We start from the raw sequence: 16,056 nt of genomic DNA, 5'->3' as shown, positions 1-16,056 counted from the left end.
TTCCTGCTATGACTATAAAAGAATTGATTTATGACTATTAAGATAATAATATTTACATCTGTAGCTATATTGGATTCCCCACCAAGCTCCCCAATCACTTTGTTATATTCCAATCTCCTACCCTTCCCTCTTGTGGCAAAGAAGAAGGGCTTCCTCGATTTACATACCAAGCTCCAGTTTTGTCTGTTTTAGAAATGAGAGAAAATTGATTATCAATGACAGCCATTCCGTAACCATCTTCCAACGCCAGACCGCCCTCGCCTTGCTCAGAAAACGCTGGACAAAAAATTCCTGGCAGCTGCCCCCAGTCATTGCTCATGAGATACCCTTCTCTTCATAATGGGATCGCATCCCCTTGTTAAACCAGCAAATGGCCCCCGCACTGATTCCAACAAGAACCACGCCACGCTCCCAAGCCTCCAATATGGTTCGGTCCAGCCCTTGCTTCTTCCAGAGGCTAAGCATCGTTACATAATTGCCCCCGCCAAGGTAAATGAGGTCAGCTCCCAAAATTTTTTCTCTGATGGTTTTCTCATCAAGTTCCCAGTCAAAGCTACGAAGCACTTCTGTACGGCAACCCAATTTCCAACCGTAAACATCACGAAATCCCTCTATATAGGCTTCCTCGTCTCTACTTGCTGTGGGTACGAACAAAGCCAACGGAGACGGCTTATTTGTTAATTGGACAGCGAAAGAATCCACTTCTTCCGTGTCTCCGTCTCTCATCCATCCCCCACCAATCAACACCAACTTTTTTTGCATCGCTCTCTACCTTTCAGTCGGATGATTATTTACTTCTCTTCCCCAATATTTTCCGTCCATCGGATTATAGTAAATTTTAGTTACCCTGTTTTTATCATCGACTCCCGTTATCGATAAAAATAGCTTTCCATTATCTTTCAAGAGGGTAAAATGATAGCCCTCCCCCCAATCCAGACGCTTTCCATTCATCCCCTTGATCCCCTTGTATTTTTCCTCATCGTCCTTACTTACAGCCACAACAAGTTTCGCATTCGGATGCCATTTCTTTGCTTTATTAAAACCCTTAAGGACAGCCTCTCTAAGCGATGATTCAGTCAACTGATTCTCGTGGAAATGGGTACTTAAGAGATTTGCTGAACATTGATTGATTAAAAAAGCAAAAACCAGGACTCCGATCACCCCTATAATCCTCTTCAGAGAATCCACCCCTTTTCTTGTTGATTACATCCTATTCGGTAAGTTGATTCTCCTTTCTTTGAATCAATAGAGGTTGGTAGGAGAAAAAGAGCTTCGCTATCTAAGCGCTGTAATTACGACTTTAGGATAAAAACATAAACGGTGACAGAAAATGTAATTGATTTAAAAATAATCAGGAGGAATACGGTTCGCTTTTGTCGTAATGACAAAGGTAACATCCCATTGGATGATTTGACCCAATGAACCCCATGTAATTACCGCAGGGAAAGCTAAAATTAGGCGTTGTACAATAATATTAATTGGAGGATGTATATGAAAATAAAACTGACGAGTGTGTTTGTTGACGACCAAGACAAAGCCCTTCAATTCTATACAGAAATCCTTGGCTTTATAAAAAAACACAACGTTCCTGTAGGCACATTTAAGTGGATCACGGTTGTGTCCCCCACTGGATCCGGTGAGATTGAATTAGTTCTTGAGCCGAATGAAAACCCAGCTGCTAAAACCTATCAAAAAGCGTTATATGATCAAGGAATTCCTTTTACCTCTTTTTTTGTCGATGATGTTCAACAAGAGTACGAACGATTGCAGAAGCATGGGGTCACATTTACGGTGATGCCCACAAAAGAAGCCTGGGGAACGTACGCAAGATTTGATGACACATGCGGTAACCTGATTCAAATTCAAGAGGGCTAGTAAAACTATCGATTAAATATGCTCACATTAAAAAATTCGAGTCCTCATTTAAGGTCTCGAATTTTTATATAATTACAGGAAAAACATCTTTTCCTTCACACTACAATATATGTTTAATTATATATGATAGTGTTTAAATTTATTATTAGACAACATCCTTTAGGGCTTCACAAAACCTCGGCATATTTGAAATGCTCAGACTGGCAATACTGATTCGACCGCTATTAAGAAAATAGATACCATGATTTTCTCTCAAAGAATTTATTTTTTCTTGTGAAAGATCAAGACAAAGAAACATTCCATTCTGTTTACGATAAGGAAGGACTCTGTCTATAATACCTGCCTTTGTTAATTCAGAAAAAAACATGGTACGTCGTCGTTGAAGATCCTTAGATATCCCAGTAAGTTCTTGTTGCCAATTAGTAAAGCGGATCGGATCGTTAATAATATGGCTTACAATAAAACTACCATGTATTGGCGGTGTAGAATAGCTACTTCTTATTAATTCTTTTGAAATATTTATCCAATCTTTCAATTCTTTTTCATCTCTGAAAACGAAGGTTAATGCCCCTGTACGTTCACCATAAATACCCATATTCTTCGAGAATGAACTGCAGATAAGAAACTTATCAAGACGGTCCCTAAAAATATCAAAAAGTGCAGCATCTTGTTCAATGGAATGAGCAAACCCTTGATATGCAAAATCAAATAGCGGAATAAGTCTACGTTCAGCACAAAAATCAGCCAGTCTATTCCATTGAGACAAATCAGGGTCCATACCTGTTGGATTATGACAACAGGCTTGCAACAATACAAAGTCGCCTGGACTAGCAGAATGTAGGTCCTCTAAAACTGAATCCAAACATAATTCTTCCTGATTAGCAGGTTGATATCGATAGAAACCAAAATTGTGAGAGTGATCGCTTAAGAGAGCAGGATGATTTTCCCATGTTGGTGTACTTATCCAGATTCGCGCTGTTGGTGAGTTGTATTTAATCAATCGAGACACGAGATGCAGTGCCCCACTTGCTCCTAAGGTTTGAACAACCTGAATGTTATGATGAATACCATATTCCCTCATGGATGGAAAAAGTACATTACGTACAGCTTCGTGATACTCTGATGCTCCAGTAAGACTAAATGTAGCTTTACTTATTTGGTTTTTTGCACGATAATACTCCGCTTCTCTTACCGAGTCAAGAATAGGGCAACAGCCAGATTGATCTGTATAAACCCCCACCGTAAGGTTAAGTTTGTTCTGTCGCTCATCATTATTGTACCGATCTATCAATTGCATAATACTAAATTCTTTCTGCTTTTCGATGATCTTCACAATATTCATTAACCTCCTTTTTTTGAAGAATATCAGCAGCAATTGCATCTGCATCAATCATGAAGTCGATCCACTTATGTGGACGACTACTTCCAGATTGCATAAACCAACGTGTATGCTCTGTTGGAATGCCCAAGACATAAAGGCTGTCATTGATTTCTCCATCTACACTTATTGGATGAAATGGTGATGGCGTAACATGAACGCCTCCTGTTACAAATTGACTGTCATCATCTTTATTAACAAAGGGTGTGAAAATACCGTTGTTAATCAGTGACTGAGTCAATTTTGAGCAATCGTGTGTAATATTGGTACTTGGTATTCTAGCATCAATCACCACGTTTAGTGCTACAGTAGAGTTTTGAATACTGGGTGAATACATGTGAAAACAATCACTCGTGACAGCTGGTTCAACCTTCATGGAAGGCCCCATCATCGTTAAAACATTCGCCTCCATTAACGCTTGTAACTGCAGGATGCGAAAGGGGGGTGGACCAGCAGAAAGAGCACCACTTATAGGACTAAATTTATTAAGAAACTCATGTTGATGTGATTTAGGATCTAACCCACCAAAATCAACAAATAATCGAATCACCGACCTCGAGTTACGAATAACATCGAGTGCCGCTTTTATTGGAGAATCGACATTGCCGTGCATGGCTTCAGCGTAGTCAGCTGCAAGCACCGAATACAATGTCTCATTAAATGCTTCAATAGACGGAAACGTATCCCCTTTAAAGGGGTCAGCGAGATGATAAATATCGATATCAATTGAATTAGAGAGCCCGTATATACGAGCAAGTGATGCAACACCCTCTACAGAGTCTATCTGATAACTGATTATACTCTCACGAAAATCCTGTGCGGACTCTTCCCCTTTTTCAATGCGTAATTTTGTCTCAGCATAGACTAATGCTAGCTCAGCTTCTAGTAGGGGAAGCACATCACGATCAAAGTGTACATCTCCATGTTGACGGATGTTTTTGGCACGCTCTTGTGTAAAGATCGTTGGGTTATATTCATAGTTAAATGGCTTCTGATTTCGCCCCCGTGCTAGGACAGGCATTCCACTTCGACTACCCGCGTATATTTGTGGCTCTCGTCCAGATGGACAATACTTCATCGATCCATCATCTTTTGTTAAGAATTTCCCTCCACGTCCGATCGTAAGCTCAGCTATTAAATCATAAAAAGTTAGCCCCATTCCAATAATGCCCACTTTGTGGTTAGAATCAATGAACGATAAGTCCATGTCAGCCACCGAGTCTCCGTTAATAAAGGTGACTTGAGGTGTACTCGAGGCAAACTCATAGAGTCTCTTTTCAAAACCTTGTAAACGATTAATAGGATGTCCAGTTGATATCACTGTTTTGTCAACCTGTATCCACTCATCATTAGAAAGTCGTAGGAGTTGGGAGGTATTTATTTTGTCCAGACTTTCTACACGAGCGGATACCTTATATAAAGTAACAAAATGGGGAAGGGCACGCTCTATTGCTGATAAGACATACAACAAATATTCCCCATAATACGCGCGTGGTGCATAGCCACCATAATGTGAATAATCTTCACGGTTCAATTGCCACCACTGAGCAAAGGACGGTCCATTTCCAGGCCGAGCTTCTTTACCGTCCCACAATCCAGAGAAAGCAGAGATTTCTTGTGCTACGGTATTCATAAGAAGAAGATGAGATTGTTCAGTAGACCAGATTCTCCCGGTCCCTACATTTCCATCATCGATTAAAAAAATTTCAACTTTCTTCCCATTGTCTAATTCGATTAACCTAGCTACTAATCGTTCAAGTACTGACATCCCCCGAGGACCACTTCCAATTATGGCAACACGTAGCGAATTACTCATTGCTTTATTTTGATTTAGCACTGGTGAAATTTTCACCTCGCTCTATAGTAGTAGCCAAATAACGATATCTTGACTTTTCATATCCCTCGATAGATTCAATATCCTCTAAAGTTTGAGATATATCATCCAAATTTAGAATATACTTCCTTTTGAAGCGCTCCTCCATGATAGCTGAAATAACATTGTTTTCAATAGTAATCGTTTTGTCTTCCAAATCAATATCTATGACAGCTTCAGGGCTACGGGCAAGGATCCCCCATAAAGTTTCGATTCCCTGCTCAGTCGTTTTTAGTGGCAACAGGTCGTTAATAATCGCATTTTTATAAAAGATATCACCAAAGCTTTGTGCAATTACCACTTTAAAACCATAATCTTTGATTGCCCAAACCGCATATTCTCGAGATGAACCCGTCGCAAATTCCCGTCCAGCGACTAGAATAGTAGCGTCAGCGTATCTTGAATCATTTAATACAAACGATGGATCTTGACGCCAATTGCCAAACAATGAATCGCCATGCCCTACACGTTTTGCTTGATAGCAAAAACGTGCAGGTATAATTTGATCCGTATCAACATTATTTCTAAGCAAAGGAACACCCTGTCCACGAATATGTTCTCTACTCATTTCATCCTCCCACTACTATAAATCAGATGGACTTGCGATATGGCCCATAATCGCACTCGCTGCTGCTACAGCAGGTGAAGCAATATGTGTCATTGAGCCCGTTCCTTGACGACCCTCAAAGTTTCGATTACTTGTTGAGACAGAACGTTCTCCGCTCCTCATACTATCTTCATTAAGACCCACACACATCGAACAACCTGGCAAATAACGGAAATCAGCCCCCGCATTTTTAAAGACGATATCAAGCCCTTCACGAATTGCCTGATCACGTACTTTAATCGATCCAGGTACGATTACCATATCCACGTTGGTATGGACAGCTCGTCCCTTTAAAATACCTGCAACAACTCGCAAATCTTCTATTCGACCGTTGGTGCAAGATCCTACAAACACTTTATCAATCCTAATCTCTCGTAGGAATTGACCTGGCTTGATCTTCATATATTCGAGAGCACATTGAGCTGCCTCTTTTTCGCTTGTATCTCTATAACTACTTAAATCGGGTATACACTCGTTAAATGAGATATTTTGCGATGGATTTGTACCCCATGTAACTCTTTCATCAACTTCACTTCCATCAATAACAATTTCTTTGTCAAAAATAGCGTCAGCATCGCTCACGAAATTACGCCATCTATTAATTTCTTCTTCTATATTAGAATATCCATTTAGCACACTTCGCAAATAATCAATCGTTACATCATCAACACCAATGATCCCTGCGCTTGCACCTGCTTCTACTGACATGTTACACAATGTCATACGAGCTTCCATACTCAATTTGTGAATGGTATCACCTGCATATTCGATGACATGCCCAATACCACCACCGGTTCCTATCTGGTTGATAATGAAAAGTGCTAAATCCTTTGATGAAATATTTGCTCGCAAACTATTTTTTACTGTTATCCGCATTGAATTAAACCTTTGAAGCCTTAATGTTTGGGTTGCTAACACATGTTCCACTTGGCTTGTGCCAATACCAAATGCTAGAGCGGCCAAAGCACCATGCGTAGTTGTGTGCGAATCACAGCAAACAAGGGTTGTGCCCGGATGCACAAGCCCCTGTTCAGGTGCAATTACATGGGTGATACCTTGGCGAGATTCACCAAGCTGATATAGCGGAATGTCAAATTCTGAACAGTTTTGACGCAACAAATCGACCTGTTTTTTGCGCAATGGATCCGATTGTAGTGCAGCAATGGATCGAGTGGGTGTGTTATGATCTTCGGTTGCTACAGTTAAATCTGGCCGTCGGACTGTCAGGTTAGAAGCACGCAAACGATCAAAGGCTTGAGGGGTGTTGATTTCATGCAATAAATGCATATCAATATAAATCAAATCCTCAGAATCCCCTAATTGTTTTATGCTATGACCGTTCCAGATTTTTTCAAGTAAAGTTTTTGCCATTGCTTACACCTTCCTTTTTGACGGGCACTCTGACACGTAAGGCCATAAGTGGCCAAGCAATGGCAGAAGCAACGCCGACAACAATCCATACACCATTCCATGAAGATAGTTTAAGGATATGTGGAATAATATAAGGGATAATGAAAGACACTCCAAAAACAGTCGTCCCCATCATACCTAAAGCTGTACCTGCATATCGTACTCCTGCATTCACAGCAATCTCGGTATATCCAATTCCATGCCATGCGTTCCCTGCAAGCCCAACAATGATTAGCAAAGCGACTACAATGTAAGCATTCTGATCATATAAGAAACCAAGGACAATACTTGTTATACCAGCAATTATTGCTATAATACTCATTACTTTGCGCCGGTTTTGGTGTCTATCCGTTATACGACCTGTAACTATTCGTAAAACTCCACCACCTAAACTAATACAGAAGCCGATGATCGAAACTGCAACTAAACTTAGATGGTGCTGATCTTTTAGAAATACAGGAGAAAACGTTAGAACAGCCATTTGAGGAAACGTTAAGGCAGCTCCAGCTAACGCAACATTCCATACCGACAATCGTTTAATCGGTGACTTGCCTTCTGCATGCGATGCACCTGTAGAAGTTTTGGGTATCTTTTGTTCTACCAACCATAACCCTACACATATGGCAATGATATAGCTTATCGTGGCAAGAGTTAAAAATGCCATATCGAATCCATGGACGGATGCCAAATACGGGATTAATAATGAACCAATCGCTGCTCCAACAGGGATTGCCGTTTGGCGAATACTCATCGCAAAACCCCGTTCACTATCTTGGAACCAAGACATCACTGCACGACCCGAGGAAGAATTGATACTTCCACCTACAGCTCCGGCGAGAATCAAAAGTACTCCCACAGATAAATAAGAGGGTAGGTTCCCTGCCTCTGGAACAAAGCCAAAATACATAATCAAATATACAGTCCCCATTGATACTAAACCAATGATTAGGACAATCTTATCTCCTAGTTTATCGGTTAATATTCCCCAAACAATCTCTGAAATCGCAACACCCAATCCCATACATCCGAGGACAAACCCTAACTGACTGACAGTAAAGTGGTAATCTGCTCGCATAATCGTTGCAGAGGTAGGAATACCTGCAAACCCTATGGCAAATGCAATTTGTGCCAGAACACCGATCGATAAGATAAACCATCGATATTTAGATGTAGGCGAATGATTAGTCTCCATCAAAACATCCCTTCATTATTCAATAGTTACAGGGGGCTTTTCCCAAACAATTAACGCTAAACAACCTGTTTCACTTCGTGAACGATGTCGACTACCTGGAGGCAATAGCATTAGGTCATTCTTTTTAACCTTACCTTGATTCGTAATCATTTCTCCATCAAGCACATACGCGAACTCAAAGCCTGTATGCTCATGCAGTGGTGATTCTCCTCCTGGATGGTAACGGACAAGTGCAGCACCACACCCACCTGTTTCCTCAGGACGGAATAGCCAATGAATTTCAGATTTTGACCGATCATTTACTATAAACGGTGTAAAATTGATTTCCGCTTCGGACAGAACACCTGATTGATCCTCTTTAAGAAGGACTGGCAATCCCTGTATAATCTTGTTTACTTGATTCATGAGATCCATGTCTTTCATATAATACTCATCCCTTTCAATTTATACTTCATTTCTATTTCAAAACTTTCTCTATTCTATCACTGGCACAACCATAAATACCGTTATACCAATAATCAGCATAGGTATCAGCTACTGTAGAATCCCTAAATGTATAGGTTTTTAAAAGCCAACGCTTAGATACTTCATCAGGATTATTTACTTCAATACGTTCACGATTATGAAGTCCATATTGATTTGCAAAAACTAGTAAATCACCGTATTCAATTCGATGACGCATTTTAGGTGACTTCGTCATAGCATCTTTGAATGCAAGCAATGCTTCAACTGCACACGTTGGCGCATTGGAAATGGGTTGAGTAAGCGTATCTTGAAAACAAATCGTTTCACCATTAATGATGGCATGTGCACTTGATCTATCCCAGTTTTTCACTTTCTCTTTCGTTAAATCATCCACTTCCGTATAGTACCAATTTTCACTTAGCACACGAATTTGCTCTTCGGATAAGTGACTAAAAATATCTTTTCCATCAATATACGTGGTATAAACGAGATCATTTTCTGGACAACGCAAGCCCAAAAGCGTGATATAATCAGCCTTCACTGGATGACTTGAACGATCATTATGGAAAATTAGATCCCCATCAGTAAAGCCTGTACGTTTGCCTCGAAAACGATTAATACTTACTACATCAGTAAAAAAATCACCATTGTTACGTGTTGCATAAGACAAAAGTGGATTACCAAGAAGATAGGAAAATGTCCCTAAGAAGGCCTCACCAAGAAAAGTTTTCTTAAGTCGATACTTATCACTCACCGGATCATCATGATTCAACTCTGGAATATCCGTATCAACCGGACAATTTTTCAGAACATGAATATGATTCCCTTCTTCTCTCTCAGAACGTATACGTTCACATAGCGCAATAAAAAATTCAGGAATTAAACCCTCTTGAACGTTGCGAATCATCCTGTCCTTAAACCTCGTATATTCAACGTGTGGTGAGATTGAAGCAAGATTGGAAAGCGCTAAACACAATTCCTTATTTTCAGTCTCTGAAAAGATGTGAAACGGTTTCATAGGGAATCTTCCTCTCTAAATTGACATAGGTGAACCAACTGCTAGTCTATTGCTGATCATACTATTCTTCAAATGCCATGATTAATGAATTGTTCAACACTGTAAACATCAGAAAGTTTATTTATCACTGTCATTGCACATTCATGACTGTAGGAATCACTAGATGCGATACAATCTTCTAATGGTCTAATTCCATATCCACGATCATGTCCGCTTAAAACCGTACTCAATACAACAAAATCTGTCGAAACTCCAGTCAAATAAAGAGTATCAATATTCATTGAACGTAGAACGATATCTAAATTCGTGTTGAAAAATGGATCAATACGATGCTTCGTAATAATTACATCATTCGGTAAGGGCTGCAGATCATCATGTACTTGTGTTGCCCAGGTACCTAGCAAGACCTGCTGTCTACTTTTTACATTACGAAATAATTTCGGTTGTTCACTCCATTCTGGATAACCATCGCTATAACCGAAAATTACATAAATAACAGGAATATCTTCTTGTCGACAATGATCGATGGCTCGTGCAGTATTTGCAATTACTTGTCGCTGCTGCACCTGATCATAAAATCCATCTTTACTTACACTGCCATCTTCATGAACAATATCATTGATTAAATCCAATACAAGTAATGCCTTTTTCAAAGCACTGCCTCCTCAGTCGATTTGGATTCAAGTTCACTTAAGATCTTTTGTTTGAAATCATTTAAATCATCACACATACTGGATTGTTGATTGAAAATAAATTTATCATACAAATAATCAATTTCATCCTTGTTATGAGTTTCAAAGTTTTCCTGTAGAAGATGGCGAATGATTGTTTTTCCTGAGTGGCGAGTTACTAATAGTTGCCTTTCTCTATCTAAATCCTGAGGTTTCACATATTCATAAGTATTCGGATCGTTTAAAATACCCTGTTGGTGAATACCAGCCGCAGTACTAAATACATATTTACCAAATAAGGGCTGCATCCGAGACTCTTCCAAATTAATAATGTCTTGTAAAGTTATATAAGCTTTATATAACTTATTAAGACGAGCGGTCGTATATAATCCATATTCATCTCCCTTGTAGTAAAGGTTTGCCACAATTTGTTCAAGTGAAGTGTTCCCTGCTCGTTCACCTATCCCACCAAGCGTTGCCTGTATTTCGTTCGCACCCGCTTTAAGACCTTCTAATGCATTTGCAACACCAAGACCAAGATCATTATGGCAATGAGTCGAAATTTTAATATCAGGTCCAGAAATCTTACGTACAAAACGAACCAAATCACCAAAAGAGGTGGGCGTTGCATATCCAGTTGTGTCAGCAAGGATGATTTGGTTTGCACCTGCTTTTATAGACGTCCTCGTAATCGATTCAATATAATCATACTCTCCACGGCTTGCATCTTCGATTCCTACTGCAACATTTTGAAGGCCCTGATCCTTTGCATAAGTTACGGCTTCAATTATTTCGGTAAGACCTTGCTCACGCGTGATATGGCGTTTATTTTTCAAATGCAGATCACTACCAGTAGCGACTAGCATCACAAGATGTCGATCACTCACTCCACCAGCATCTATTGCAATTTTCACATCTTTTACTAAGGCACGCGAAAACGTTGCAAACGATGACTTTTTTAACTGTGAACTGATCATCTGGGTTGCTATAAAATCCGTACTTGATGATGCAGGAAAACCCGTTTCAATGGTATGTACGCCAGCATCTTCGAGCATCAGAGCTAATCTCAATTTTTGTTCAGGTGTCATAGCATTACCAGGCGCTTGTTCACCATCCCGAAGTGTAGTATCGAGTAAGCTAATTAAACGTTTTTCCATATTATCACATCCTTATGAATAATTGAGAGAAGATAAAATATCATTTTTCGCAAGCTCTTTACATCCTTTGGTGTAATTAACAATAGTTATTGTAGTATATAAAGATAGGATTTTCAATCGATTTTTTATTTTTTTATTAATATATTTATTATTATTCCATTAATATACTGTTAAAAACTCTTCTATAGGAAATTTTCACTTAATAATCATTGATTATGAATTAAATTATGCTTTAAAGAAATAATAACAATTTATTTTTTGTGATTTATTTACTTATTAAAATAAATTTACTAAATTTCACGATATGATTCCAAAAAAATAAGCAACCTCAGTTCGATGAAATATCGAACCGAGGTTGCTTAGGGACTATATGGTATTATTGGTTGCTCTTCTCCCATCGCAAAACGGGCTTTCGAGCAGCCCCTACTTCATCCAAACGCTTCACCAACGTATGGTGAGGCGCTTCTTGAATGACTTCCGGGTGATCCTCCGCTTCCTTTGCAATCTTCACCATCACGTCAATAAACTGATCCAATGTCTCTTTGCTTTCCGTTTCGGTGGGTTCAATCATCATACACTCATCCACGATTAACGGGAAGTAGACCGTGGGGGGATGAACGCCAAAGTCTAGCAAACGCTTCGCCATATCCAGGGTTCGTACCCCTAACTTTTTCTGACGATTCCCAGAGAGGACGAACTCATGCTTACAATATTGTGGGAACGGAACCTCAAAATGTTCTTCGAGGCGTTTCATCATATAGTTTGCATTGAGTACGGCATTTTCAGAGATTTGACGCAGTCCATCGGGGCCCATGGTCCGAATATACGCATACGCACGTACCAGCATCCCGAAGTTCCCATGAAAGGCCTTCACGCGGCCAATCGACTGGGGACGATCCGCATCAAAGTAGTATCCTTTTTCGCTTTTCGATACCACGGGTACTGGAAGAAAAGGAGAAAGGACGCTTTTCACACCCACAGGACCAGAACCAGGGCCACCCCCGCCATGTGGCGTCGTAAAGGTTTTATGAAGGTTCAGATGAACCACATCAAATCCCATATCCCCCGGACGCGTCTTCCCTAAAATCGCATTGGCATTGGCTCCATCATAGTAGAGTAGACCCCCTGCATCATGGACGATATCCGCAATCTCTTTAATTTCTCGTTCAAAAAGACCCAAGGTGTTGGGGTTTGTCAGCATCAGTGCGGCTGTATCTTCCCCTACTACTTTTTTTAGATCAGCGACGCTGACAAGCCCTTCACTATTCGATTTTACAGTGACCGATTCAAAGCCTGCGACTGTTGCACTGGCTGGATTGGTTCCATGGGCCGAATCCGGAACAATCACTTTGTTTCGCTTGGTTTCTCCGCGGCTCTCATGATATGCCCGAATCATCATCAGACCGGTCCACTCCCCTTGAGCACCGGCAGCAGGTTGCAATGTTACTTCATCCATCCCTGTAATCTCAGCAAGATCTTGCTGTAATTCAAACATCAGTTGGAGTGCACCCTGAACCGATTCCTCCGGCTGATAAGGGTGGATTTTCGCAAAGCCAGGGTAACGAACCACATCTTCATGGACCTTCGGATTGTATTTCATCGTACAGGAACCTAGCGGGTAAAAGCCATTATCAATTCCATAGTTTCTCCGCGATAGTTCGGTATAATGACGAATTAAATCCAGTTCCGAGACCTCAGGAAATTCTGCCGGGGTCTTTCGAATCATTCCCTCTGGCAATAACTCACTTGGATCCCTATCGGGAACATCATTCTCTGGCAAACTAAATGCGACACGACCGGGTTTACTAAGTTCGAAGATAAGTTCCTTTTCTGCGCTCATAGGATTTCCCCCAATCCAGCAACCAGTTCATCGATGTCTTCCTTTGTTCTCATCTCGGTTACAGCGATGAGGGTAGCCCCTTTCAAGCGTTCATCATCCCGTCCAAGATCATAGCCCCCGATCATCCGCTTTTGTAAGAGCGCACGATTAACCTCGTGAATCGGTTTTGATAATTTCACTGCAAACTCATTAAAGAAAGGCTGATCAAAGAGTGGCTCTACACCTGGCAATTGAATCAATTGTTCCTTCGCATAGTGAGCTTTGGAAAAATTAAGGCGTGCCAGTTTCTGTAGACCACCTTTACCAAGAGCCGTCATATGAACTGCAGCCGCTAAGGCATTGAGTGCCTGGTTGGAACAGATATTAGAGGTCGCCTTTTCTCTACGGATATGCTGTTCTCGTGCTTGGAGGGTTAACACAAATCCACGAATCCCCTCTTCATCCACGGTTTGTCCCACGATCCGTCCAGGAACTTTTCGCATCAATTTACGGGTGACAGCAAAGAACCCGCAATGCGGCCCTCCAAATTGTGCCTGAATACCGAAGGGCTGTGCATCACCAACAACAATGTCCGCACCAAAATCTCCAGGGGGTGTTAATAATCCAAGGGAAACCGGATTTGCACTCACAATAAAAATGCCTTTATGCTGATGGGCAATCGGCTCAATTTGAGACAGATCCTCAATATTTCCATAGAAGTTGGGAGATTGGATGATCACACCTGCCGTATCAGAATCCGCCGTTTCTTTTAAGCGGTCAAGGTCGGTAACCCCCTCACGACATGGAATCTCGATTACCTCAAGACCTAGCCCTTTTGCTTGTACGGCTAAGATTTGACGGGCCTCTGGATGGACCGCTTTAGAAACGAGGATTTTGTTTTTCCCAGAAACTGCAGAAGCCACACCTGCCGCTTCTGCTAATGCCGTAGGACCGTCGTACATCGAAGAATTCGCAACATCCATCCCTGTCAATTCACAAATCATGGTTTGGAATTCAAAGATCGCTTGAAGTTCCCCTTGGCTAATCTCAGGTTGATAAGGGGTATAGGCAGTATAAAATTCAGAACGGGAGATCACATGGTTCACGACACTCGGAACATAGTGCTCATACGCTCCAGCACCCAGGAAGGATGCATAGTGATCGAAGGATGCATTTTTTTGGGCCATTCGCCCCATATGCTTTGTCAACGCGGGTTCTGACAGTGGTTCCGGTACTGCTAGACGTCCCTTAAACCGGATACCCTCTGGAATATCTTCAAATAGTTCGTCGACAGAATCGATGCCGAGGACCGATAGCATCTCCCGCCGATCCTCTTCTGTCATGGGTAAATAACGGTATGTCATCCGGTCTCCTCCTCCGTTCTCATCATGATGAGCGTTTATAAAACGGGGTAGGAACAATCTTAGCTACCACTCGTTTTCCCCGAATTTCAACATCAAGCTCTTGCCCCAACTCCGCTAATTCGCGTTGGATGAGGGCGAGGCCTACATTTTTCTTCAACGTTGGAGATTGTGTTCCACTTGTCACCACACCGACTTCCTCTTCCCCTCGATAGACCGAATAATTGGAACGCGGAATGCCACGTCCAATCATCTCCAATCCAACCAACTTCCGAGGAGCACCTTCTTCCTTTTGTCTCGCTAGTACTTCCCTACCAATAAACTCTCCTTTATCAAGCTTCACTGCAAATCCGATCCCTGCTTCGACCGGACTCACGCTCGCCGATAATTCATTGCCATAGAGAGCAAGTTTCGCTTCAAAACGAAGGGTATCCCGTGCACCCAATCCACATGGAATCACTCCCAACGCCTCACCCGCTTCGAGGATACTCTTCCATAAGCTTGGAGCATCCTCCGCTGGAAGATAGATTTCAAACCCATCTTCACCAGTATATCCCGTTCTAGAAACTAATCCACTCACTCCAGAAAGTTCAACCGACTCACGAAAACGAAAGGGTTTGATTTCAGCGAGATTCGTCTCAGTCAATTTTTGCAGCACAGAAACTGAAAGCGGACCTTGCAAAGCAAGTTGTGCCGTTTCTTTAGAGATATTCCTTACTTCGACATTGCCCACGGCATGCTTTTCAATCCATTCCAGATCCTTTTCAATATTGGCTGCATTGACCACCAGTAGAAAGGATGTTTCCCCTTTGCGATAGACCAATAAGTCGTCAACAGTTCCCCCATCGGGGTAACACATCGCGGTATATTGGGCCTGTCCTGGAACAGCCTTTTCCACATTATTCGTTGTCAAACGTTGTACCAAGGCAAAGGCATCCGGTCCAATGACCTCGATCTCTCCCATATGAGAGACATCAAAGAGCCCTGCTTTTTCTCGCACTGCTTCATGTTCTCGCTTAATACCAGAAAACTGAACCGGTAGCTCCCATCCTCCAAAGGGGACTAACTTCGCTTCATCCTTGTACACAGGATAGAGAGAGGTCCGTTTCAATTCGGCCACATGTTCCACCTCCATGAGAATTGGATCTTCGTGTGTAACTAGAATGAAAGCTTCCTGACTACCCTCTGTCCGGATACCTGAGAGTTAAACCCGTTGGCATCGGGTGTGCC

At 41.5% G+C, this 16,056-nt stretch carries 16 protein-coding genes; 1 reads left to right on the top strand and 15 read right to left on the bottom strand.

Translation table 11 applies throughout. The annotated features are described in order from the left end of the window. Positions 1 to 94: 94 nt before the first annotated feature. The 3 genes from CHX35_RS06285 to CHX35_RS06275 are packed head-to-tail and all read right to left on the bottom strand — an operon-like array spanning position 95 to position 1,161. Complete coding sequence (locus CHX35_RS06285; protein ID WP_091835620.1) at positions 95 to 319, bottom strand: hypothetical protein; 225 nt, start codon at positions 317 to 319, stop codon at positions 95 to 97. Then, positions 316 to 762: a Type 1 glutamine amidotransferase-like domain-containing protein gene (locus CHX35_RS06280; RefSeq protein ID WP_091835617.1), complete on the bottom strand. Its 447-nt coding sequence runs from the start codon at positions 760 to 762 to the stop codon at positions 316 to 318. Before CHX35_RS06280 ends, CHX35_RS06285 begins: the two co-directional genes overlap by 4 nt. Before the next feature lie 6 nt (positions 763 to 768). Next, a complete protein-coding gene (locus CHX35_RS06275; RefSeq protein WP_091835614.1) occupies positions 769 to 1,161 on the bottom strand; it encodes a hypothetical protein in 393 nt (130 codons plus the stop codon). 330 nt (positions 1,162 to 1,491) lie between these two features. Here CHX35_RS06275 and CHX35_RS06270 point away from each other — a divergent pair, with 330 nt between their 5' ends. Further along, complete coding sequence (locus CHX35_RS06270) at positions 1,492 to 1,875, top strand: VOC family protein (RefSeq protein ID WP_091835612.1); 384 nt, start codon at positions 1,492 to 1,494, stop codon at positions 1,873 to 1,875. 145 nt (positions 1,876 to 2,020) lie between these two features. Here CHX35_RS06270 and CHX35_RS06265 read toward each other — a convergent pair whose 3' ends face one another. From CHX35_RS06265 to gcvT, 12 genes are all read right to left on the bottom strand, one after another. Continuing rightward, entirely contained in the window at positions 2,021 to 3,208 is a 1,188-nt protein-coding gene (locus CHX35_RS06265) for an aromatic amino acid transaminase (protein WP_176391926.1), read from the bottom strand. Then, positions 3,177 to 5,090, bottom strand: coding sequence for an FAD/NAD(P)-binding protein (locus tag CHX35_RS06260; RefSeq protein ID WP_091835606.1), 1,914 nt, complete (start codon positions 5,088 to 5,090; stop codon positions 3,177 to 3,179). The genes CHX35_RS06265 and CHX35_RS06260 overlap by 32 nt, the downstream gene beginning before the upstream one ends. Next, positions 5,074 to 5,694: a 3-isopropylmalate dehydratase small subunit gene (gene leuD, locus CHX35_RS06255; protein WP_091835603.1), complete on the bottom strand. Its 621-nt coding sequence runs from the start codon at positions 5,692 to 5,694 to the stop codon at positions 5,074 to 5,076. Before leuD ends, CHX35_RS06260 begins: the two co-directional genes overlap by 17 nt. Before the next feature lie 15 nt (positions 5,695 to 5,709). Further along, complete coding sequence (leuC, locus tag CHX35_RS06250; RefSeq protein ID WP_091835599.1) at positions 5,710 to 7,104, bottom strand: 3-isopropylmalate dehydratase large subunit; 1,395 nt, start codon at positions 7,102 to 7,104, stop codon at positions 5,710 to 5,712. Next, complete coding sequence (locus tag CHX35_RS06245) at positions 7,085 to 8,335, bottom strand: MFS transporter (protein WP_091835596.1); 1,251 nt, start codon at positions 8,333 to 8,335, stop codon at positions 7,085 to 7,087. The genes leuC and CHX35_RS06245 overlap by 20 nt, the downstream gene beginning before the upstream one ends. A gap of 15 nt (positions 8,336 to 8,350) precedes the next feature. Beyond that, positions 8,351 to 8,758 carry a cupin domain-containing protein gene (locus CHX35_RS06240; RefSeq protein ID WP_091835593.1) on the bottom strand — a complete coding sequence of 136 codons (408 nt, stop codon included), beginning with the start codon at positions 8,756 to 8,758 and terminating at the stop codon, positions 8,351 to 8,353. A 34-nt stretch (positions 8,759 to 8,792) separates the two neighbouring features. Further along, the gene (locus tag CHX35_RS06235) at positions 8,793 to 9,818 is read right to left on the bottom strand and encodes a TauD/TfdA family dioxygenase (protein WP_140413563.1); all 1,026 of its coding nucleotides are present in this window, start codon (positions 9,816 to 9,818) and stop codon (positions 8,793 to 8,795) included. A gap of 68 nt (positions 9,819 to 9,886) precedes the next feature. Beyond that, positions 9,887 to 10,471, bottom strand: coding sequence for a cysteine hydrolase family protein (locus CHX35_RS06230; RefSeq protein WP_091835590.1), 585 nt, complete (start codon positions 10,469 to 10,471; stop codon positions 9,887 to 9,889). Continuing rightward, positions 10,468 to 11,646 (bottom strand): LeuA family protein, encoded by a 1,179-nt coding sequence (locus tag CHX35_RS06225; protein ID WP_091835587.1) that lies wholly within the window; start codon positions 11,644 to 11,646, stop codon positions 10,468 to 10,470. Before CHX35_RS06225 ends, CHX35_RS06230 begins: the two co-directional genes overlap by 4 nt. 376 nt (positions 11,647 to 12,022) lie before the next feature. Beyond that, on the bottom strand, positions 12,023 to 13,486 hold the full coding sequence (gene gcvPB, locus CHX35_RS06220) for an aminomethyl-transferring glycine dehydrogenase subunit GcvPB (protein WP_091835585.1): 1,464 nt from the start codon (positions 13,484 to 13,486) through the stop codon (positions 12,023 to 12,025). Then, on the bottom strand, positions 13,483 to 14,829 hold the full coding sequence (gene gcvPA / locus CHX35_RS06215) for an aminomethyl-transferring glycine dehydrogenase subunit GcvPA (RefSeq protein WP_091835582.1): 1,347 nt from the start codon (positions 14,827 to 14,829) through the stop codon (positions 13,483 to 13,485). The genes gcvPB and gcvPA overlap by 4 nt, the downstream gene beginning before the upstream one ends. 22 nt (positions 14,830 to 14,851) lie before the next feature. Further along, positions 14,852 to 15,946: a glycine cleavage system aminomethyltransferase GcvT gene (gcvT, locus tag CHX35_RS06210; protein WP_091835579.1), complete on the bottom strand. Its 1,095-nt coding sequence runs from the start codon at positions 15,944 to 15,946 to the stop codon at positions 14,852 to 14,854. Positions 15,947 to 16,056 lie beyond the last annotated feature (110 nt).

It is taken from the genome of Marininema halotolerans (assembly GCF_900116235.1).
Taxonomy (GTDB): domain Bacteria; phylum Bacillota; class Bacilli; order Thermoactinomycetales; family DSM-45169; genus Marininema; species Marininema halotolerans.
The sequence above is the reverse complement of the archived record's forward strand: the minus strand, read 5'-3'. Positions and strand labels throughout refer to the sequence as shown.